This is a genomic window from Antrihabitans stalactiti (genome assembly GCF_012932915.1).
GTDB classification, from domain to species: Bacteria; Actinomycetota; Actinomycetes; order Mycobacteriales; family Mycobacteriaceae; genus Antrihabitans; species Antrihabitans stalactiti.
Genome location: NZ_VCQU01000014.1, coordinates 38,228 through 59,976, shown reverse-complemented (window position 1 = coordinate 59,976; position 21,749 = coordinate 38,228). Strand labels below are relative to the sequence as shown.

The window sequence follows — 21,749 nt, the reverse complement described above, 5'->3', positions numbered from 1 at the left end:
AGCGACAGCTGCCGAGACACTCACTCCAGTCGCGTACCGCGGTCACGTCTGCCCGGCGGCGCTCCAGCCGAAGCTCAGATTTCCATCGGTTGACAAGGAGCCACGTCCAGAGTGCGTCAAAAGCAGTGAGCATGAACAGATTTGGAGAAGACAATGATCATCCTCTACGCGTCGTCCGCAGCGATCGCGCTCGCCTTGCTATGGCTGGGCACCAACATCCGCGTCGTCAAACAGTTCGAACGGGGCGTCGTGTTCCGGTTCGGGCGGGTCCAACCGCAGGTACGCGGCCCGGGTCTGATGCTGCTGGTCCCCCTTGCCGACCGGCTGGTGAAGGTCAACATGCAAATCATCACCATGCCGGTTCCCGCGCAGGACGGCATCACCCGTGACAACGTCACCGTCCGCGTGGACGCGGTCGTCTATTTCAACGTCATCGATCCGGTGCGAGTAGCCGTCGATGTACAGGACTACGAATCCGCGATCGGCCAGGTCGCGCAGACCTCCCTGCGGTCCATCATCGGCAAGAGCGACCTCGACGACCTGCTGTCGAACCGGGAGCGGCTCAACCAAGGCCTCGAGCTGATGATCGACAGCCCCGCCCTGAGTTGGGGTGTGCAGATCGACCGTGTCGAAATCAAAGACGTCACGTTGCCCGACTCGATGAAACGGTCGATGTCGCGCCAAGCCGAGGCCGAACGCGAGCGGCGGGCCCGCGTCATCACTGCCGATGGTGAACTGCAAGCATCGGCGAAGCTCGCCCTGGCCGCCGAAGCCATGACCGAGCACCCAGCAGCGTTGCAACTGCGGCTGTTGCAAACAGTGGTCGAGGTCGCAGCGGAGAAGAACTCCACCCTCGTACTCCCGTTCCCCGTCGAATTGCTTCGCTTCCTGGAACGAGCGACCCCACCCGACTCAGGCATTGACGCGCGGGCAACGGGGGCACAGACCGTCCCGTCCGCCGCCGCCTCGAACGGCGACCGGCCGATCCCCCACCAGACGCTTATTCCCGACAACGCACGCGGGATCGACTTCCAAGACGCCCGATTCGCGTTGGACCAGTAGCCGATTCGTCAACAACAGCAACCGAGCGCCGGCTGTCTGGAGAACAGCCGGGCGGATCGTGGGTAGTGGCATTCTTCGACAGCAGTAATTGGCGGGAGCCCGGACATGCAACGCAACGTCGCACAGAAACTGATCGCCGCACATCTGGTGTCCGGTGAGATGACGGCAGGACAAGAAGTCGCCCTGCGCATCGACCAGACGCTGACTCAGGACGCCACCGGCACCCTGGTCATGCTGGAATTGGAGGCACTCGACCTCGACCACGCGCACACCGAAGTGTCGGTGCAGTACGTCGACCACAATCTCCTGCAGGCCGACAGCAAAAACGCAGAAGATCACGCGTTCCTGCGCTCGGCGTGCCAGCGATACGGGCTGTGGTACTCCAAGCCAGGCAACGGAGTGTCGCATCCGACGCACATGCAACGTTTCGGTCGCCCCGGCAAGACCCTCGTCGGTTCCGACAGCCACACCCCGGCGGCAGGGTCGCTGGGAATGCTCGCCATCGGTCTCGGTGGGATCGAGGTCGCTATGGCAATCGCCGGGAACCCCATCCACCTGCGGATGCCAGAGATTTGGGGCGTGCGCCTGCGCGGTGAACTGCCGGACTGGGTCAGCGCCAAGGACGTCATCCTGGAGATGCTGCGGCGTCACGGTGTCAACGGCGGAGTAAACCGGATCATCGAATATCACGGACCGGGACTCGCCGGTTTGACCGCCATGGACCGCCACGTGATCGCGAATATGGGTGCCGAGTTGGGTGCCACCTCCACCGTCTTTCCGGCCGACAACCAAGTACTGGCATTCCTGCGGGCCGAGCAGCGCGAAGCCGACTTCGTCGAACTGCTCGCCGACGACGGCGCCGAATACGACATCACCGACGACATCGACCTGTCGGCGATCGAACCGTTGATCGCGCTGCCCAGCTCACCAGGCAACGTCGTGACTGTGCGTGAAGTGGCCGGACGTGACGTGGACCAAGTGGTGATCGGCTCGTCCGCCAACCCGGGGTTGCGCGACTTCGCCATGGCCGCTGCCATCGTGGCCGGGCGACAGACCCATCCTCGGGTGTCCTTCGACGTCAACCCCAGTTCACGGCAGATCCTGCAGGATCTCACCAAGATGGGCGCCACCTTCTCGCTGATCGGCGCGGGCGCTCGACTGCACCAATCCGGCTGCATGGGGTGCATCGGCATGGGGCAGGCACCGGCGAACGGACGCAACAGCCTGCGAACCATGCCGCGAAACTTCCCAGGACGGTCCGGCACGCGCGAGGATTCGGTGTATCTGTGCTCCCCCGAAACCGCCGCAGCAGCAGCACTGACCGGACAGATCACCGACCCTCGGGACCTGCCGCAACTGCTCGGTATCGATTACCCGCACCTCGAACTGCCGACCGTCTCCAGCGTGAACACAGCCATGCTGGAACCGCCGCCGGCCGAGGACACCCCTAGGGCCGTGTTGGTGAAGGGCACCAACATCTCCTCGTTGCCCGACTTCTCGCCGCTCCCGGACCGGATCGAAGCACCGGTCGCACTCAAAGTCGGCAACGACATCTCCACCGACGAGATACTGCCCGCCGGAGCACGAGTGTTGCCCTACCGCAGCAACATCCCCAAACTGGCCGAGTTCACCTTCGGCCAGATCGACGACACTTATGCCCAGCGGGCGCTTGCCGACAAGGACGGCTGCGGACACATCGTCGTCGGTGGCGCCAACTACGGGCAGGGGTCCTCCCGCGAGCATGCAGTCATCGCACCGCGCTACCTCGGACTGCGTGCGGTCCTCGCGGTGTCGTTCGCCCGCATCCACTGGCAGAACCTGGCGAACTTCGGGGTGCTCGCATTGGAATTCACCGATACCGCCGACTACGAGAAAATCAGCCAGGGCGACATCCTCATCCTCGACGACCTGCGCCACGGAATCGAGTCCGGCGCCGAGATTACTGTGCACAACGCAACCCGCGACGAACATTTCACGACCCGGCACCGGTTGTCTGCCCGGCAGGTCGCGATGGTGTCGGCAGGCGGGCTGATCCCGTGGCAACGTACCGCGAAGTAGCAAGGCCGCCCCGACATGACCACCGGCGGAACGTGGTTGGCCGACCCCGACGGGTCCGCGGTGTCGTGATATTCGCCTTCTCGATCAGCAGTCCCGGCAGTCCGGATCGCTCGCCCGCGTCATCACCGGAACCAGTCCTGCGTGCGACACGAGTTTGTCGTCGAACACGGCGGATTCTGGGGCATTGTTGCGGCCTTCAGTTATGGCCAGGACCGCGTGTTGGGGTCAGTCATCGAATCGACAACCGAACGCATCTGCGCCCCCAGATCGACCCTGTTCGTCCCGCTCACCGGCCCGACGACACACCGACAACCCATCAGCACTGACGCCCCACCCGATACCGATACGGAGCGCGAAGACATGCCCGAGCACCTGAATATCGAACTCGTCATTGACCACGAATACCATGTCCGCATCGATGACCACGGCGACACCGCCGAGTCCCAGTTCGTTGTCGACCCCGACGTACTGGCTGAACTCGGCTTCAACCCCGGTGACGAACAGCGCGTTGTCGAACACACCGCACGGTTCCTGGCCGACCATCAACTGGTCATCGACTTCCCCGCCCTGGTCTACCTCGATGAAGTCGCAGCCGCCTACCGCGACTACCCCGACGACCTGCGGCGCAGACTCGCATAAACAAACCTCGGGAAGATCGACCAGGTCGCCGTTGTTCGGTGGCACGCGTCGCTGAGAAGCTCGCCGACATCACGTCTTAGCAGCATCAACAGTTTTCCGCTCCCACGACGCGGTGAATTCGCGTTCATCCAATTGTGCCCAGCAAGGCGCCTAACGTGTGCCCACCCCGACTGGGAATGACCGTTCTGATTGCCGTTCCTGGCCGAGCCGAATAGGGAAACTAACCTGGATGGGGTGTTTCCCCTTATCAGGGGTTCAAGTTCACCTATTCGAGTCCAATTAGTCCGTATTGCCCGGGTGGGTGGTTTGCTGTCGACGCGTGCCGACTGTGCAGCGTTGGGCGGGGCTCGCGTGTGCGGTGATCTGGCTATGTACTGGGTGTCAGGTCCTCGAATTTGCGCGGACAATCGGCATGTTCACGCCTCGGACCGGTGGCAGGGCGTGTGTGCCCGCCGAAATCGCGGGGGATTCCGGTGCGGGGCTGGACAGTTATCGATCGGGTCGCTGGGTGGTGCGTCGAGTAGACCGCGATGGTCGACGCCCGGTCGCGGGATGTCGGTCTCGGCGAACCGGTGGCGATGGTTCGCCGAGGACCTTCCCCCACGGGTCGAGTCGGTGTCGTTTGGCGTGCCAGTCCCGCAGGATTGCCATGTTCATGGTGGCGAGTGCGAAACCGAGCAGCAGTGTGTAGCGGGTCAGTCCGTAACCGCGGATCGCGCCACGGTGGAGGTCGAGTCGGTTGCCTTTCAAGTCACCGAACAGGGACTCGATTCCTTCGCGCCGGTAGTAGCTGTCTTCCCATTCCCGAGTGCCGTGCTGCATCGGCATCCGCAGATTGGGCTCGTCGGTGTCGTAGAGGGTGACGGTGATTGCGCATCCACATGCGGTGTCGCCCGTGCAGTAGACGGTGGGTTTGCGGAAGTCTTCGCGCATCGACCGCGGCGCCTTCGGACTCCGAATGCTGGGGTGGGTGACGGCGGGTCCCCGATAGCGACGTCGACCGTCCGGGTCGCGGGAGCCGTGTGGGGTGAATGCGTATGCGCCGCGCAGTTGATGCAGTCGCTCGATTTCGGCGCGCTGTTCGGTTGTCATGTCGCGGGTCAGGGGTGCGAGGTCGACCAACCCTTCGGGCAGGCAGGTGGTGTAGAGGGTGCCGTCGATCCATTGGGTGCCGGCGACCGGCCCGGGGCGGCGGCCGCGCTGGTTGGGGTGCAGGTCGTAGATGGTGGTGAAACCGCGCTGCCAGGCGGGGATGGTGAAGGTGGTCGGTCGGGTGAAGTTGTAGGCGCGATCTGCGATCAGTTCTTGCGGCGGCGGTAGCGGCGGAAGAGCATCGAGCGCGGTGATTCCGCAGACACCTTTGTGGCGACCGGCAGGTGCCAGACACAGCGTGCGCGCCACGTGCGGGACCGGCCGTTCCGCGGATTTGGGTGATGCTGGCACGTCGGTGATGACGTGCGCGTCGTAGCCGCAGAAGTGGTTTTGCTCCCCTTGCGACGCGCTGCGCCAGCCCATGCGGGCATCGGGATCGCGGGTGTAGATGTAGCGGCCGTCGTGCCCTTTCGGTGCGTCCGGTATGTGCGGCAGGTCCGAGTGGTCGGGCCTCGCAGGCGTGTCGGGGTCAGCGTCGACGAGCGGTTTGCGATAGCGGATCCGCCCCCAGGTCTCGATGTCGGTGGAGTCCAACGCGACAGCACCTGTCGGTGAATGGCCCTGCAGCGAGGCGTCGAGCAGCGACTGAGCGAACCGTGCAGCGTCCCAGTCCGGGTAGGTCGCGCTTTCGCACGCCCGACCCAGGCGGGCGAGTCCGTCGGTGACCATCTTGTAGGTGATCACCGCGTCCGGCGCCAACCCGACCGCGATGCGTTGCGACGGGGTCCAGCCGCGGATCGTGTTCGTGATCTGGGTTTGATGCAGGTTGTCTTTGACCAGGAACGAGTGTGTCAGGTAGGCCGCGAGGAACGCGTCGGTTGTCAGAACGCGATGCGCGCCGCGGCGATGCTCGAACACACCGGCCACGAATCGGCGCGCCGTGCACTGCTGCACCACGGCGAGAACGCGGTGCCACTGCCATGATTCGGTCCGGTTCACATCGGCGGTGACGGCATGCAACGGCTGGGTTGGGGCGGTCATGGCAGGACCGCCTGCGTGATGTGGTCGAGTTCGTCGCGTGAAAGTTGTGGACCGGCAGCGGGAATGTAGGGAAGCAGGCCTCGAATCTGATCGATATCGTTGTAGCCGGCCAACCGCAGAAAGGTCGGCATCGGCACAGTTGTCAGCAATGCGACAGCCCACGTCGCTCGCATCCGGGCCACCGTAACCGGCCGCAACGGTTCGGGAATCTCGCAGCGGTGCAACAGATTTGGCACGAACTCGATGCGTGGGATCGGCGGCGCCCGAAACAGCGGCTCACTCTTCGCATTCCGTGCCAGCTCGGCCAGTAGCGGTCCGTACCGGTCGGCCACGGGCACGGTCCGTGGACGCTGTTCGCCCGTGACTGTCACCAGCAGGTGCGGGTTTCGAACTGTGACGTCGGTCCCCAGGACACCAACCATCTCCGCGGTCCGCAATCCAGCCCCCAGACCGAGCACAACAGCGGTGCCCAGACCTCGATATCGGAGCGAGGTGCGCTGCATGTCAACGCATTCCACCAGCCACCGTGCCTGGGCGTCGGTGTAGGGAAACGGGGTGCTGCGGGAATCGAGCGGGTCACGGCGCGGCTCCCACGGAGCCCGGCGGGTGACCCGACGCGAGACGGTGGTCAACAACGTCCGCCGCGAGGACCGCGACGTTTCTGCGAACCCCGGAACGGTGACCGCGTACCGGTTCACCGTCGCCGGGGCGAAGATCTGCTCCACATCCAACGGCAGTCCTTGATCGAGTGCCCACGACACCAGTCCGGCGACGACCCCTATCCGGTTTCCCGACACCTTTGCTCGCTCGGGCGCCGGGTATGCCTCGGAGATCACCGACCGCACGAACGGCCCGATCTGCGACCACCTTTCGGCCGACATCTGCGGCGTGTACTGCGCGAGGATCTCCTCCGCGGTGCGGGCAGCCATCACGACCCGCCCCCGACGAGGCTGCGCCATCCGGGCGAACCGAGCTCCGATGCAGGGAGATAGGCGACGAGGTCCGAGAAGGCTTTGCCGCTGACGATTCCTGCGGCCGCGAACACTTCCGGCACTGACAGATCGGTCAACACCGATGCCAACCATGTCGATCGCAATCGCGCCACAGTCAGATGCGGCACATCGCGGGGCATGTCGAACGACCCCACCAAGGCTGCGGCCTGATCACGGCCCTCGCGTCGTGACACCACCAACGGCTCACCGCCTGCTGCAGCGCACACCCGCCGCAACGGTCGCACGCAGTCGTGACGCACCGGCACCACTCGCACCGGAGACCCGAGCCGCAGAGCGGTCGTCGACTCGATGTCGACCACGTCCGCCTCGGTGACGGTGAACAACTCCCCCGACCGGGCACCGGCACCGAGGGTCAGCGCGAGCACAGCCGTCATGGCGTGCCGACGAAACAGACTGCGCTGCCGATGTGCAACGTCCCAGAATCGCGTCACCTCCGTTGCGGTGTAGGGCGGGGACAGTGGCCCGCGCGGGGAGCTGTCCAGCGGCGGTGGCCACGGCGTCGACGTGGTCACCGTTCGGGCGATCCGCCGCAGCCGCGACGTCTCCGCCGATCGTGAGGTGGCGACCAGTGGCCGCATCCCGGTGAGCCGGTACCGCTCCAACACCTCCGGACTCAACACGGTCTCGGTCTCGAGGACCATCCCTTGCCCGACCGCCCAGGCAGCGAATCGCGCCAGCGCTTTCAACGACGACGCGGCCTGGGTGGCCAACACAGGCCGCGACGTTAGCGTGGTCGCGCGCACCCACGGTCCGATCGCCAGCCACACCGCATCATCGATACTTCGCGGTCGAAACGAACTGACACGCAACATGATCGAGTCCGGATCGTCACCGCCACGCGCATATGCCGACACGACCACATCACCCCTCTTCCACCCGGCGAAGGGCTGGTGCGGGACGGGAAAACGGGAGTATCGTCATGAGTGCAGATCTCCTCCTGCACAGACGTCAGCGACAGCGGGTTCCTGGCGATCGACCTGAAAGACACCGACGGCAATCGGTGTCTTTCGACATTTCAGAGGCATCTACCGAAGAGGGCCACCACCTGTGGGCATCGGTTAGCGGGTCGCTCGTCGTACGCGTCCGACGATCCAGCTGCCGCACCCACGCCGGGGCACGGTTCGATTGTGGTGACCGATTGATGATCATTCTAAATCTGTTGCTGCGCGGACGGAACCCTCGGAAAGGCACCATCGAGAGAAATCGAGGGACGCGCTTTCGTCACCAGTGCGCTAGGCGCGCCGGTTGCGCGATCACCACGATAGATGCTCGTGCACAACGAATTTCAACGGCCAAGGGTTGAGCGCTCGTAGCTATGCGAAGGGTCTTATGGGGCGAAAGACGATGTCCCCGGCGCCGCTGTCGCGGATCGCCGCGTCGATTGTCAGCACCCGATAAACTTGACACGTCGACATGCGACGCGTTCGCCGTCGGCCGCGCGGGGTCACCCGCGTGCGCTCCCCCAGTTCGTCTGACGAATTGGGGAAGACCGATAGAGGTGGCGCCAGCTTTCGCCGACGCCACCTACGAAGTCGCCACGAACTTCCACCCAAGCGGTGGCGGCAGTATCGGTGTCACAGGCTTACGCGGACTCCCACACGGCAGCGGTGATGACGTGTTCGACGGCGGTGATGTCGTCTGCGGAACCGGCGCTCGCACTGAGAAACTGGATGATCGACGCTGGCGCACCGTCGACGACCAACTCGGGGAATCGGCGGGTCAGCAATGCGTGCACACTCAGCGGATGGAGGTCGCGGGGAATCAGTGGCGCGACCTTATCCAGGTGAGGGACCGTTCCGCTGTCGGTGAATTGCGCCGCTGGCAGGAGGTGGTTTCGCCCCGACTTGTACGCCCATACGGTGTGGTCAGCGATGCGCTGCCGGACTCGCGCAGGTGACACCCCCAGCCGTTCCGCGGCCGCGTTGACCGTCAAGGACAGTCTCACGAGTTCGCGCATCTGAAGATCGCTCGACAGGAGCGCAACGGTTGCCTTTGGCCGTTGCGCGGTGAAACCCGCTTCATCGAGCAGCGTCTCGTCGTGGACCGACAAGGCAGGATCATGGGATGCCGCGGCTGCTACTTCTGCCACGGTGTGCAGCACTCGCACCAGATCGGCCCTCGTGATTTCTGCACCCACGATCTCACTCAGCGCCGTTTCGAAACCGACTTTCCCGTGCAGGAACCGAGCTTCCGCGCGTCACTGCTGTAGTCGACCCTCATCAGCCTCTCCTAACGTTAACTATCAGCGTAAGTCAGCGTTAGTAGTCTTGCCGAAGCATGACGGGTCTGTCTCGAAGCAACTTGCACTACGTGGTGCTCTTGCTGCCGCATGGCCGGACGGTGAGGCAATCGTCCGACAGGCTGTTGGAGAATTGCCGTGGGGCTACGTCACCGTGCTGTTGGACAAAATCGATGAGCCTCGGTCTCGAACTTGGTTTGCACGATCAGCGCCCTAACACGACTGGTCCCGCAATGTGTTACTCAACCAGATCATGAACCGGGCCGTGGATCGCAACGGTGCCGCCCCGTCGAACTTCATTCGCCCACCTGGAGCCGCGAGATTCCGAGCTTGCCCAAGAGATCTCACGGACCCGTACGTTTTCGACTTCCTCGACTTGAACGGCGAGGTCGCTGAACGCGAACTCGAAACCGCGTCGATGAACCGAATCGTCGAGACGTTACGCAAGCTCAGCACCGACTGCGAAAGGTGTTGCGCGCCAGCGTAGTTACTACGACGGTAATCTAGATTACGTAAAGTAACCCGCTAAGGACGGTATAAGTTGTTGTGCGACAATAGTTTTTCGATCATCTTCAGATTGCGCGAAGAACTCCGCGCCGACTAGATACAGACTCCTCCCTCTGGTCCGCTATCGGGCACTGTCAGAGTCCTTAGATGGCGTGACTCAGTCACGCTGCGCCCGGCGAATTCATTTGCGCGCCTATGTCTCGGCCTGGGCGCTCAGAGAAGGGAATCTGCTAACAAGTGCTCCGATCTGCCGACGCAGTTCGTCACGCTCGGCATGGATGTTTTCCGAAGCGATCACAGCGCGGCGCAACTTGGCCGCGCGATTGGACGCCCTCGCCTCTGCGACTGCGAGATCAGCAGATTCGACCGCCAACGACGCCTCGGCGAAATGCCGAGTCAGGATCGCCAAGAAGGCGGCGGCCTGCGCGGTGTCTGATTCGCTCGCCGCCGCGCGGATATGGTGTTTCACCAGCGAATCGATCCTTTTCGGACTCATCTGTGCCACGCCCGGGGTGCGCCTGTGTGGCAGCCTCGAACAGGGTACGGCCACGATGTGCCGCCCAACCGCATCGGCAGACATCGTGCCCCGACTCGTATCGCTCTGCCATTTCGTACGGCGACAACCCGGTGCCGGTTAGTCAGCCTGTCGACTCCCGCGTTCTTGACCGGTGTCTGGTCCGCGATTTGTGCTGATGTCTCGACCGCGCGGTCGCCCAAGTGCGGTGGTAGTCGACGTTCGCACGTTTTGGTGTCCATGCGACGATCCCGCAGGCGGTGTTGACGTATCAGGTTCGCTCGGCGGCGCTCCCACGATTGAGGTTCGCTGGCCGAAATTCCGCGGTCACAGTTGTCGGGCGTGATCTACCTAGCGAAGCCATCGTGCTCTATGCCGTGGCGGCCGGTCTCGAAGTCACCCTGCGCGATCACTATCACGGCGGCGATCGTGTACACAACGATCAGCAGAAGCAGCAGCGCACCCGCAATCCACAACGAGAGTTGGCCGAGTCGTCGAACACGGTCGGATGCGTCGCGAGCACCTTGGATGTCGCCGCTCGCCCACAACGGATAGACGTTGAAGGCGTGTGTGAACGCGGAGAACGCCAGCGGCTAGAAGAACAACGCGGCCGCGACTGCCCAGCCTGCGTTGCTCGGGGGCGGCACAGTCGCCGTGTCAGCGCTGGCGACGACAGGCCGATCGGTGTGCTCGTCGGGCGGTGAATTTAGGGGTGTCGTCATTGGATTCTCCTGCGGTGAGCGGGTGTCACCACACCCTAGGGAGACCGCCCTGAAAGGACGCTGAGACCGGCTCTCAGCCCGCTCACAGCGGATGCAGGCGAAGCTGAGCAGAGCAGCGTGAATCGCTGGACCACACGCTTTTCGGAGGATCGATGAGGATCTGCGTCCGCACTCGGTCGCGAAGCCGACAGCACCGAAGAACGGCCCGTCTCGTCGGTGCACCGAACGAGATTCGGCGTCCGACGATTCTTCTGCGGCGTAACCGCTGTGCAGAGTCGCCGGCGGCGCCCACAACATGTCGGTCCTCGACGTTCCGAGTCTGCGGAGTCATCGGTGCAGCCGCATTATTGGCGTTAACGGCGTCATGTCAGCCCCCCACAACCGCCCCGACCAGTCCCCAACCGACGTCCTCCCCCGCTGCCGCCGTGCCGGGCACTGCTGGTTGGCAGATCACTCACCCCGGACCCGAACATTCCATCGAAGGATTCGCCGACCGCATCAGCGTGAAACCCGGCAAACCAGTCCGCCTATTTGTCTCGACGACCGCGCCCACCTTCACGGTGACCGCGTTGCGAATGGGCAATTACGACGGATCAGAAGCGTTGCAAATCTGGAAATCGGAACCGCAGATCGGTCACGTCCAGCCCAGCTCCACGGTGCAAAAGCCGACCAGTACGGTGGTCGCACCATGGGATCCCTCGCTCACCATCGACACCACCGGGTGGTCCGCCGGCGACTACCTGTTCCGTCTCGACGGCGACAACGGAGCTCAACAATTCGTGCCGCTCACCGTGCGGACACCGTCGAACGAGGGACGAATCGTCATCGTCAACGCCGTGACCACCTGGCAGGCATACAACCGGTGGGGCGGATACAGCCTCTACGACAGTCCCAGCGGAAAGAAGGCATTGCGTTCACGCGCAGTCAGTTTCGATCGCCCCTACCAGGCCGACACCATGCAAGGCGCCGGCGACTTCCTCTACTTCGAACTACCCATGGTGCTGTTCGCCGAACGGTCCGGCCACCAGATCGGATACGCCACCGACGCCGACCTCGACGCTGATCCGCACCTACTCGACGGCGCCCGCGCCGTCATTACCCTCGCCCACGACGAGTACTGGTCGGCGAACATGCGCAACAACCTGGTCACAGCACGCGACCGCGGCGTCAATCTCGCCTTCCTCGGCGGCAACGACGGCTACCGGCACATGAGATTCAACTCCACCCCACTCGGTACGAACCGACTCGAAATCGACTACAAATCCTTCGACGAAGACCCGCTCAGCAAGACCAACCCCGCTCAGGCAACGCAGGAATGGCGTTCTCCGCCCAACCCACACCCCGAAAGCGCGTTGTTGGGCAACTACTACAAATGCAACCCCGTCGACGCCGACCTCGTCGCCGCCGACACCACCAACTGGCTGCTGCAGGGAATTCTGTCCGACGGGCAACACTTACCTCGCCTGGTGGGCAACGAATACAACCAGGTCGACCTCGACGTCCCCACCCCACGACCCCTTCAAGTGCTGTTCCACTCCCCCCTGACCTGCAACGGCACCCCCGGTTACGCCGACGTCAGCTACTACACGACCCTCAGCGGAGCCGCCGTGTTCGCCGCCGGAACCGAATACTGGATCTGCGGGCTCGACCCGCACTGCGAGCGGGCCAACACCGCCGGCGACACCACCCGTAACGCGATCACCGCGATCACCACCCGCCTGCTCGATGCCTACGCCGCCGGACCCACCGGGTCCGTACACCCAGCCCTCGACAACCTCGCCAAATTCAACATCCCCGGTGCCACACCCGCCATCGCACCCCACCAGCCCGACGCCCTCGTCCCGAACTGAACATGCGTGCGGTGGTTCATGGGTGAGTTCGTTCCACCGCGCGGCCGACGCGCGCCGCGCGTCCCCGGATCGATGTCACGGAATGAGCCCTAACCGCTTTGCGAGCCAACCCATTTCGTCACTCAATGCGGCCGACCACACCGACCAGTCATGGCCGCCGGAGACCTCGACGCACCGCGTTCGCATCCCCGCCGCAGGCGCCGCACTGCACACCGACCGTTGCGCCGCGATTCCGTCGGTGTCGTCGACGCCGGTCACGAACAGCCCGCTCGTTTCCGGATAGCTGCGCACGCGCATCAGATCGACGGGGTTGACGCGGGCGAACGCGGCGGTGTCACCACCGAATGCGGCATCCACCGTCTGAGCCCGATCGCCCAAGGTCGGCTCCGCATCGCCGGACATGTCGAAGAACGTCGGATAGACCTGGGGATAGTTGGTCGCCATCTGCAATGCGCACGTGCCGCCCGAAGAGATGCCCGCGATCGCCCATGACGTGGGTGCGGGGTCGACCTGCAGATGGGTGCGGACCCAGTCGGGTACGTCGACCGCTAGATACGTTGCCGCGTTCCCAAGTCGCGAGTCCAGACACACCGGATTGTCGAACGAACCGCCATTCTCGTCGGCGACCACGACGACCGGGGCCAATCCCGCATGCGCTGAGGCGAACGCGTCCAGCGTGGCCGTCAACCTTCCGCCACGAAACCAGTCCGACGGCGAACCCGGCTGCCCAGGAAGCAAAATCAGAACAGGCAGCAACGGGCGGGGCGACGCGAAATAGGCAGGCGGCAAATACAACTGGGCCGAGCGCGCCGAGAACCCCGACCGCACACCAGGAATGGGGACATCGGCGACCACCCGTCCCGGCGAGGCGCCCACGGTCACGGCCGCCGGGATCCTCCGCCAGACCGGTTCCAGCGGGACGCCCGTCACCACGGTCGTCAGACCGGGAACATCGGATAGTGCGACTTCGTGTGTGGGCGGCAAATACAACAAGTCCCCGATGGTCGGATACTGGGCAAAAAACACGTTCGTCTGAACCGACAACGCCAGCAGCACCGCCACCGCCGCCGTACCTGACAGCGCCTTGGCTGCCAGGCTGGCGGCGGCGGCCATCCGCGGCTTGACCGACACCACAGCGCAGACACCGCAGGCGAAGACGCGCAGATCACCAGCGGCACCGGATCTGGGAACGGCCGCCACCAGCGCTCGATGACCACTCGCACAACCCCGGTCACCACCACCCCGACGGCAATCGCCAGCAGCAGAGCACGGCGCACAAACCATCGCCGGCGCACGCACACAAGCCATAAACCCCCACCGACACCGACCACTGTGATCAGCCATGGCAAGGGGCCATTCAGCAGCGACCACTCGGTCACGCGCCCCAACCGGCCCACCTCCGCCAACCGAGTCACCCCGTCGGCCGCCGGCCAGCTCGACACTGGCTTGTGGCGAGATCATCCAGGAGACGGGGCTCGTCGGAGAGTCCACACACACCGTCAGCTGCTCACTGTTATCAGTGTGCCGTTGGGTGCTTGAGGCGCGCCCGTACGTCGGTGGACAGGTGCCGGCAGGGGGTCGAGCGGTCGGCGCCTCAGTTGATTGGCCTGATAGAGAATCAACCCGATCAAGCACGCGAGCAACGCCGCCGACGTCCATGTCGTCCCCCAATTCAATCCACCCCGCTCGGTCGGCTTGCTCAACGCATCGCCGACAGTTGCGCCGAGAGGTCGAGTGAGAACGAACGCGATCCAGAACAACACCATGCCGTTGATGGGCGTGTAGTAGTGCGCGGCCAACAACACCAGCATCACGGCAGACAGGACAAACGCGCTCTGCCGGAGTCCGAAGCCAAGATCGTCGGCCAGGAAATCGCCGCTGGAGGTGCCCAAGCTGTTGGAGAACAGGATTGCGATCCAATACAACAGCTCGCCTTTGAACGTGGCGAGGTTCTCCACGTCGAGCGTCTGGCCAGTACGCCACCAGACTATGAAGACAATCGCCAGACCGCTGGCAAGGATGATCGCACCGTTGGTGTATCCGATCCCGCCGGTCGGATTCATGTAGTCCGACAGCGTTGTGCCGGCAGTGCTGGTCAAGGCGATCACAGTCCAGAAGATCGCCGGATGGAAACGACCGGAACGAAGTTGGAATACGACAGCAATGAGGAACATGGCGAAGAAGATCACCGTGCTGACCAGGTAGCCGACCTTCAGAGTCTGTGCGAGTAGGTCTCCCCCCGTCTCCCCCAGCGTCGTCGCGACAATCTTGATAATCCAGAAGACGACGGTGACGTGGGGAAGCTTTCGCATCACATAGCTGCGGGTAGGCGGATTCGCCGGGCCTGGCAAGAATTGGTGCGCGCGTTCGTTCGACATGCCTGGATCCTCACAGCGCCGCGCTGAGAGACCGCTGAGGGCCGCTGTGAATCCGCGCGGAGTCCGGACAGTCCCATCTCAACAACAGCGGGTAGGCCCACGTCCCGGCACCACTTCGTACCAGCGAGAAAGACCGTTGGTGGTGGGTGTCGGCGAGTGATTTTGGGCTGCCGTGTGGCCATCGGAACAGCGGCACGGTCGCTTAGGACAATCCGTGAAACTGCAACCGATATTTTCCGATCTGGATCTCATCGCGGTCGGCCAGAACGGCCGAATCGATCAGCACATGGTTGAGGTAGGTGCCGTTGAGGCTGCCCACGTCGACGAGCACAAACCGCTCACCGTCGTGCCGGAACTCCGCATGCCGGCGGCTGACGGTCACGTCGTCGAGGAAGACATCGGCGTCGGGATGGCGGCCGGCCGAGCTGATCGCGTGGTCCAGCAGAAACCGAGCACCAGCGTTCGGGCCGCGCCGAACCACGATCAGACCGAATCGCGGCGGCAACCCCTCGACACCCACCTCCTCGGGCACGCCGAGCGGGTTCGGCGTCGGGTCTGCGCCGAAATCATCGGCCCGAAACATCGACGTGTTCTCCGCCGCACCCTCACCGCCGACTGCATGGGTCATGGCCAGACCTTCCTCTCGACTCCGACGACCTTCGCTGGTCAGCCGCCGGTCGACGCACACGGTACCCAGCCGTTAACGTCTCAGAGCCTCGAAACCGATACCTCGTGACGGGCCGGATTCGGCGCACGGCCCTCGCGATGAATCGGCGTTTGCCAGTGGGAACTGACACCCGGGCCGAAGTTGGTTCGCCGTCGGCGACTACTTCAGCTCGGCGAGCAAATCTGTGAGCGTGTGCGCCTCGGTCGAACGATCGGGATTGGCTGCGCGGATCGCCTTGAGGACCTTGTCGATCCGACCGTCGAGAACAGTCCACCCCGCTGCGTCCATCGGCTTGAGTGTGGCTTCGTCTTTGTCCCACGCGGTTTCGAGATCCTTGACCCGTGCAGTCGCGGCCGCATGATCGCCCTCCTGGACTGCGGTGAGCGTGTCCGCCGCGATGGTCCGAAATTTTGCGATCTCCGCGGGCGGAAAACTTGCTGCGGCTTGACCGGGTGGGAGCGTCGCTGTCATCGCCGAGGAACCTGATTCCTCCTCGCTCGCAGCTTGCTCGTGCGGCTGGCCGTTGGCCCACACGAGCAGTGCGGCGGTCGCGGCCGCGACAACGGCGTAGTAGCCGAGCATGGTCCGTTCGCGCGTGACGCTCGTCGCCGCGAGCACTGGCTCGTGCCCGTCGATGACGTCGCGGCGAGTGCGAGTGAGGTAGACGACCGTGGCCAGAATCGCGGTCAAGAAGATGACACTGGTCAGCGCGGTGCCCAACCCGAGCCCACGATCGGCGGACGGAAAGGCAAGATAGTCACCAAGATTGGCACCGAGGGGACGGGTCAGAATGTAGGCGAGCCAGAACGACAAGACAGCGTTCGCACCCAACCGCCAGCCGATCACCACCGCGACGATCAAGCCTGCCGGCAGCAACACCGACGTGCCAGGGCCCCAACCGGTCAGTTGCAGAATCCAGTCGCCGGCCGCCGTACCGAGTGCGAACGTGACCAGGATTGCCAGCCAGTAGAACAACTCTCGGGGCAGCGTCACAATGCTGTGAATGGAGAGGGTTCGTTCACGGGCGAACCAGATACCGAACACACCCGCCAGAACCGCAGCGAAGACACCCGTGCTGACTTCCAATGGAACGCCCAGATCATCGGTGAGGATGTCGGTGTAGAGCGTGCCGGTCACGCTGACGACGACGACGGTGAGCCAGTAGACGAACGGCACATACCGGTCCAGGCGCAACTGCCACGCCAGGACGGCCGCGAACACGACAGTGAAGATCAGGGCTGTCGCATTCAGACCGAGTCCCAACGTCATGTTGATCCAGTCGGCGAAGCTCTCACCCACGGTGGTGCAGAGGATCTTGATGATCCAGAACCAGATCGTGATCTCGGGAACTTTGCTCAGCAGCGTGCGGGGAGTGTCGAGGGCGTCGGATCTCGTTGTGTCGGTCACAAGGCCAGAACGTATCCAGGTGGTGCTGAATCAACGCTGAGCGATTGTCACGGCCGTGTAACGGAGACGCAGAGTCGTTGGGAGCGGGCGCCTTCGGTACCTCTTCCGCTCACAAAAGGGGCCCACGGTGGAGTGGACGCCGGGAGGGCCGGCGCTCGGCGGCCGCGAACACCTCATCGCCGCAGCTCACGATCGCGCGGACGCCGAAGGTGCCGCCGATAAGCAGCGCGGTCGTCGACGCGCGAAAGGCCGACCACCTGGTGGAGCAGATCTGCAGAGCATGCCGGGTGGTCAAAAAAGACAGGACGCAGCCAGATGTTGCTCGACGATGACACGAGAATGACCAGCGGCGCGGGCCGCTGGTCATTCTCGTGCGATGAAGGATCTGGGATGGGTATGTGGAACCCCGTGCTGGCAAGGCCTTATTGCGGAGGCATTCGGCACGGGGTAACTCCAACGCGAACTGTCAGTTGTGCGGTCCGTGGTGGTCCGGTGTGTCGACGGCACCGGGGACGTCGGGGGTGTCACCGGGCTCCGGTTTGTCGACGGCGCCGGGGACGTCGGGGGTGTCACCGGGCTCCGGTGTGTCGACCGCACCCGGGGTGTCCGGTGTATCGCCGGGTTCGGGTGTGTCCACGACCGCCGGAGTCGGCGACGGCGACGGCGACGGCGGGGTTGCATGGGCGAGGGTGACACCGCCGCCGATGGCGCCGGCAGCCAGGGCTGCAGTCACTGCGGCAACGATCTTGTTTCTGCGGTTCATCATGGGACCAGGTCCGTTCTGTCGAAGGTTCAGCCGAGGTGGGCTGCACCTCTCGACAATGCGCATCCGATGCTGTGCTCACGCTGAAGGGTGCTGAGAACCCTGGATGCGGCAGGGTGTTCAGCTGATCCACAGCGGCGCAGTGGCAGAGTGCGGATCACGTCATCGCATAACCAACGGAGAGTGATGATCACCGATTCGTGGAACCCGATGCGCTGGAGTGTGCGAGCCAAATCCGCCGTTGCCGCCGCGTTCGTGGTGAGCGTGTGCTTTGCCGTTGCGAGCGGGCTGTTGTTGCTGGTGCTCTACCGTTCGCTGGGGACGACCGCTCAGGACGCGGCGACGGCGCGCGCGGATCAGATCCGGGTGCAGCTCGAGACCGATTCACCGACCGAGATCGACCGATCATCGTTGGCGACCGACAGTCAGATCGGCGCCGTCCAGATAGTCGATGACACCGGCGCGGTCCTGGCGGCATCCAACGGTGCACCGACGCGCCCGCTGGTGACGACATCGATGAGTGACGGCCAGGTCACCGACCTGGGCAGGGTCGAAGATCCCGAAGGCAACTTCGATTACTGGGTGTCGGGTCGGGCAACCGCGATCACCGGCGGCACCGTGACAATCCTGGTCGGCGCAGATCGGGAGCCGATCGAATCGGTGGTCAGCCGAGTTGCCGTACTGCTGGCGATCGGCGCACCGATTCTGCTCGTTGTCGTCGTAGTCAGTACCTATCGGCTCGTCGGCGCTGCCCTGCGGCCGGTCGAGAAAATCAGGGCTAGGGTGGCCGCGATCTCGAGCACCGACCTCGCCCAGCGAGTGCCGGTTCCCGCCGCCCGCGACGAGATAGCCCACCTCGCAACCACGATGAACTTGATGCTCGCCAGGCTCGAGACCGGCCAAGCCGCACAGCAACGTTTTGTCAGCGACGCCAGTCACGAGCTGCGCAGCCCGCTTGCCACGATCACGACCGCACTCGACATTGCGGCCGGCCGGCCCGAGATGATCGACAAGGAGCTGATCGACGAGTCGCTGTTACCGGAGGCGAGACGGATGAATCAACTCATCGAAGACCTGCTGCTGTTGGCCCGCTCGGATGAAAATGCCGTGGAACGCCAACGCATCGATGTCGATCTCGATGATCTGTTGCTGGCCGAGGCCGGCCGACTTCGACGCATCGGATCAGTGCAGACCGTCGTCCATGTCGAGCCGTGCCGTGTCGTCGGCGACCCAGCGGCGTTGAGTCGTGTGATTCGAAATCTGGTCGACAATGCCGCGCGCCACGCCAGCTCGACAGTCGAGCTGTCCTGTCGCCCCGTCGCCGATCGCGCCGTGATCAGCGTCAGCGACGACGGCCCTGGCATACCGCCCGAAGAACGTGACCGGGTATTCGAACGATTCATCAGACTCGACACTGCACGGGCACGTGCGTCCGGCGGCGCCGGTCTCGGGCTGTCGATCGTCGAGCAGATCGTGCGGATGCACGACGGCACAGTCGCGGTCACCGATGCGGTCGGTGGTGGAACCGTCTTTTCGGTCACTCTGCCACTGGGACAGCAGGGGTGGACCGATCCCAGCTAGGAGGCGGACTCCGCGACCAGCCGATACCCGACACCACGGACCGTCTCCACCGACGTCAGGCCGAACGGCGCGTCGATCTTGCGACGAAGGTACCCGACGTAGACCTCGACAATGTTTTCGTCGCCGTCGTAGTTGGTGTCCCACACCGATCGAAGGATTTCCGCCTTCGTGACGACGTCACCCTTGTTACGTAGTAGGAATTCCAGGACGCCATATTCGCGCGGGGTGAGGGTCAGGACCACGTCACCGCGCGCCACGCGCCGTCGGGCGGGATCGAGCGATAGATCGCCCGCGGTGAGGATCGTCGGGCGGCGCGGCGCTCCGCGGCGCATCAGTGCACGCAGCCGAGCGACGAGCACAACGAACGAGAAGGGTTTGATCAGATAGTCGTCCGCACCGAGGTCGAAGGCGTCGGCCAGATCGTATTCGCCGTCCTTCGCTGACAGCATCAGGACCGGGAGCCATACTTCGGCAGCGCGCAACTCCCGGAGTATCTGGTAGCCACTCATTCCGGGCAGCATGATGTCGAGGACAGCGACGTCGTGCTCTCCTGTCTTCGCCGCGGCCAGCCCGTCGATTCCGTTGTGCTCGACGTCGACAACGAAACCTTCGGCCACCAGACCGCGGCGGATCGTCTCGGCGAGTCTGGTCTCGTCCTCGACCAGCAGAATTCGCACTCGTGCTCCTTCCTTACTCAGGCGTGCCACACATTAGGGTGTTGATCGGAACTTAGCCCCGATGTCGGCGGCCGGGCTTGGCTTCGACTTCCGGTCGTGCCCTCGGCCGCCGACGGCGCAGCCACGGCCAGTGACTCCGGGACGGCGGTGAGGTAGAAGAAGTCACGCTGATCGGAGGAAAGGTATCGGTCGGGCGGTGAACTCATCGTCGGCAGCAGCTTTGTGGCGGTCAGCGTTCCCGCGGAGTCGGTGGTCCAGTTGCTGAAGAAGGTCATGCCCTGGTGAATGTCGAGTTCCATGCCCCTCACGGCTCCGGCTGCGGTCAACGCCGCAGCCAGGGTGGTCAGATTCATCTCCTCACCGGCCACATAGACGAGGTCACCGGCGGCGGTGGTACCCAGCCCCGAGCGTGAGGTGTATTGCAGCTGATTGCGGGGACTGCCCCACGCGCCGTTTCTGTTGGTTTCAAGCCCTGGCACCGGTCGCCCGGCGTCGACGATCAACGCAAGATTTTGGCGTACCGCACGCACATGTGCGGTCATGGTCAGGTCGCGCCCCCAAGCACCTACCGCGAGCTGACCGTGGTCGTCGATGACCGCCGACGCGGCCCCGTCTACCAGTTCGCCCACGGTGACTCCGTTTTTGTAGAAGCCGCCGTCGATGTCTTTCATCTTGAACCCGGAATTGAAGACAGCCAACAGATTGGGGACGTCGGCTGCCGGCACCTGGGCGTCGCCGCCGAGCCCCTCGCCGCCGGGTTGCCGCGTTCCGGCGACGAGATGGGCGATCGCCGTTCGGTGCGGCACGATCGCCACCGCGGCAACGACGCTGCGGTGGGTGGGATCGGGTTCGAAGACTGCGGTGTAGGTGAGCGGGTCACCGCCAGCCGACAATCGGCCCGGTCTCCACGTCACCGGTACACCGTTGGACGAAGGAAGAAGCGGGAGAACAATATTCACGGCGGCCGTGCCCCCGGGGATGCCGTGCGGATCGGCGAAGCTGCTCAGGTCCGCCGGGACATCCGAGGGCGGATGACGGGTGTAGCGCCAGTTCTCGTACGCATTCAGCAGTGGTGCACCACCATGGTCGCGGATCCACGATGACGTTTTGTCTGTCCAACTTGCATATCCCGGCGCCAGCAACGCGTGGACGTAGGACACACCCACAAGTACCACGCAGCACAGCAGGACCGCGGACTTCGTCCGCGCAGCTGCGGTCCACCAGTGACGGCCGGTTCGCCACGCACGCGCTGATCGCTGGGTGGTGATCATGTGCGGAGTTGTCATGTGCGGACGCTCCTGACTCTCGCAGACCGGTCGAACACCCACCATGCGCCGCCGTCGTTGAAAGAAGCCTGAGAGAGCATCCGGATAACCGGGCGCGGTCAGATCACCCGTTGGTCGCCGGGACTGAGGGGATCACCACCATCCCGCACATCGAGCCGCCCATCCCGCTCGAGCAGACCGTCTCCGTTCGTCGTCGCGCCGAATTCGGCGCGACGCCTGCTCAAGACCGCTCCATTCCACTCTCAGGGTTTCC

General features: G+C 64.1%; 20 protein-coding genes. 5 read left to right on the top strand and 15 right to left on the bottom strand.

The features are described from left to right. The first annotated feature begins 153 nt into the window (after window positions 1-153). From FGL95_RS29045 to FGL95_RS29035, 3 genes are all read left to right on the top strand, one after another. Complete coding sequence (locus tag FGL95_RS29045; RefSeq protein ID WP_206072423.1) at window positions 154-1,062, top strand: SPFH domain-containing protein; 909 nt, start codon at window positions 154-156, stop codon at window positions 1,060-1,062. Between the two features lie 105 nt (window positions 1,063-1,167). Beyond that, the gene (locus FGL95_RS29040) at window positions 1,168-3,120 is read left to right on the top strand and encodes an aconitate hydratase (RefSeq protein ID WP_169593967.1); all 1,953 of its coding nucleotides are present in this window, start codon (window positions 1,168-1,170) and stop codon (window positions 3,118-3,120) included. A gap of 141 nt (window positions 3,121-3,261) precedes the next feature. After that, window positions 3,262-3,759 carry a hypothetical protein gene (locus tag FGL95_RS29035; RefSeq protein WP_169593965.1) on the top strand — a complete coding sequence of 166 codons (498 nt, stop codon included), beginning with the start codon at window positions 3,262-3,264 and terminating at the stop codon, window positions 3,757-3,759. A gap of 489 nt (window positions 3,760-4,248) precedes the next feature. Here FGL95_RS29035 and FGL95_RS29030 read toward each other — a convergent pair whose 3' ends face one another. From FGL95_RS29030 to FGL95_RS32790, 7 genes are all read right to left on the bottom strand, one after another. After that, a complete protein-coding gene (locus FGL95_RS29030) occupies window positions 4,249-5,892 on the bottom strand; it encodes a hypothetical protein (RefSeq protein ID WP_169593963.1) in 1,644 nt (547 codons plus the stop codon). Next, window positions 5,889-6,821 (bottom strand): site-specific integrase, encoded by a 933-nt coding sequence (locus tag FGL95_RS29025; RefSeq protein WP_169593961.1) that lies wholly within the window; start codon window positions 6,819-6,821, stop codon window positions 5,889-5,891. The genes FGL95_RS29030 and FGL95_RS29025 overlap by 4 nt, the downstream gene beginning before the upstream one ends. Next, window positions 6,821-7,759, bottom strand: a complete 939-nt coding sequence (locus FGL95_RS29020; protein WP_169593959.1) for a hypothetical protein — start codon at window positions 7,757-7,759, stop codon at window positions 6,821-6,823. The genes FGL95_RS29025 and FGL95_RS29020 overlap by 1 nt, the downstream gene beginning before the upstream one ends. A 728-nt stretch (window positions 7,760-8,487) precedes the next feature. Further along, on the bottom strand, window positions 8,488-9,042 hold the full coding sequence (locus FGL95_RS29015) for a MerR family transcriptional regulator (protein WP_338080078.1): 555 nt from the start codon (window positions 9,040-9,042) through the stop codon (window positions 8,488-8,490). A gap of 802 nt (window positions 9,043-9,844) precedes the next feature. Continuing rightward, a complete protein-coding gene (locus tag FGL95_RS29005; RefSeq protein ID WP_169593955.1) occupies window positions 9,845-10,120 on the bottom strand; it encodes a hypothetical protein in 276 nt (91 codons plus the stop codon). A 392-nt stretch (window positions 10,121-10,512) separates the two neighbouring features. After that, window positions 10,513-10,713, bottom strand: coding sequence for a CD225/dispanin family protein (locus FGL95_RS32570; RefSeq protein ID WP_240963383.1), 201 nt, complete (start codon window positions 10,711-10,713; stop codon window positions 10,513-10,515). A gap of 45 nt (window positions 10,714-10,758) precedes the next feature. Next, the gene (locus tag FGL95_RS32790; RefSeq protein ID WP_277351832.1) at window positions 10,759-10,887 is read right to left on the bottom strand and encodes a hypothetical protein; all 129 of its coding nucleotides are present in this window, start codon (window positions 10,885-10,887) and stop codon (window positions 10,759-10,761) included. A 425-nt stretch (window positions 10,888-11,312) separates the two neighbouring features. On the opposite strand from FGL95_RS32790, the gene FGL95_RS28995 reads away from it, so the two are divergent. Continuing rightward, entirely contained in the window at window positions 11,313-12,737 is a 1,425-nt protein-coding gene (locus tag FGL95_RS28995; protein WP_206072422.1) for a N,N-dimethylformamidase beta subunit family domain-containing protein, read from the top strand. A 75-nt stretch (window positions 12,738-12,812) separates the two neighbouring features. Here FGL95_RS28995 and FGL95_RS28990 read toward each other — a convergent pair whose 3' ends face one another. From FGL95_RS28990 to FGL95_RS28970, 5 genes are all read right to left on the bottom strand, one after another. Continuing rightward, window positions 12,813-13,937 carry an alpha/beta hydrolase gene (locus tag FGL95_RS28990; protein ID WP_338080077.1) on the bottom strand — a complete coding sequence of 375 codons (1,125 nt, stop codon included), beginning with the start codon at window positions 13,935-13,937 and terminating at the stop codon, window positions 12,813-12,815. Window positions 13,938-14,236: 299 nt separating this feature from the next. Beyond that, window positions 14,237-15,115, bottom strand: a complete 879-nt coding sequence (locus FGL95_RS28985; RefSeq protein ID WP_420838098.1) for a COG4705 family protein — start codon at window positions 15,113-15,115, stop codon at window positions 14,237-14,239. Window positions 15,116-15,317: 202 nt separating this feature from the next. Next, window positions 15,318-15,743 carry an FHA domain-containing protein gene (locus tag FGL95_RS28980; protein ID WP_169593953.1) on the bottom strand — a complete coding sequence of 142 codons (426 nt, stop codon included), beginning with the start codon at window positions 15,741-15,743 and terminating at the stop codon, window positions 15,318-15,320. Window positions 15,744-15,941: 198 nt separating this feature from the next. Next, on the bottom strand, window positions 15,942-17,189 hold the full coding sequence (locus FGL95_RS28975) for a COG4705 family protein (protein ID WP_169593952.1): 1,248 nt from the start codon (window positions 17,187-17,189) through the stop codon (window positions 15,942-15,944). A gap of 466 nt (window positions 17,190-17,655) precedes the next feature. Continuing rightward, on the bottom strand, window positions 17,656-17,955 hold the full coding sequence (locus FGL95_RS28970; RefSeq protein ID WP_206072421.1) for a hypothetical protein: 300 nt from the start codon (window positions 17,953-17,955) through the stop codon (window positions 17,656-17,658). A 183-nt stretch (window positions 17,956-18,138) separates the two neighbouring features. On the opposite strand from FGL95_RS28970, the gene FGL95_RS28965 reads away from it, so the two are divergent. Continuing rightward, on the top strand, window positions 18,139-19,533 hold the full coding sequence (locus tag FGL95_RS28965) for a sensor histidine kinase (protein ID WP_169593950.1): 1,395 nt from the start codon (window positions 18,139-18,141) through the stop codon (window positions 19,531-19,533). Here FGL95_RS28965 and FGL95_RS28960 read toward each other — a convergent pair. The 3 genes from FGL95_RS28960 to FGL95_RS32785 form a co-directional block, all read right to left on the bottom strand. Beyond that, window positions 19,530-20,210 (bottom strand): winged helix-turn-helix domain-containing protein, encoded by a 681-nt coding sequence (locus FGL95_RS28960; protein WP_169593948.1) that lies wholly within the window; start codon window positions 20,208-20,210, stop codon window positions 19,530-19,532. The genes FGL95_RS28965 and FGL95_RS28960 overlap by 4 nt on opposite strands. 17 nt (window positions 20,211-20,227) lie before the next feature. Further along, window positions 20,228-21,496, bottom strand: a complete 1,269-nt coding sequence (locus FGL95_RS28955; RefSeq protein ID WP_169593946.1) for a phosphodiester glycosidase family protein — start codon at window positions 21,494-21,496, stop codon at window positions 20,228-20,230. A 98-nt stretch (window positions 21,497-21,594) separates the two neighbouring features. Next, a complete protein-coding gene (locus FGL95_RS32785; RefSeq protein ID WP_277351831.1) occupies window positions 21,595-21,720 on the bottom strand; it encodes a hypothetical protein in 126 nt (41 codons plus the stop codon). Between the last annotated feature and the right edge of the window lie 29 nt (window positions 21,721-21,749).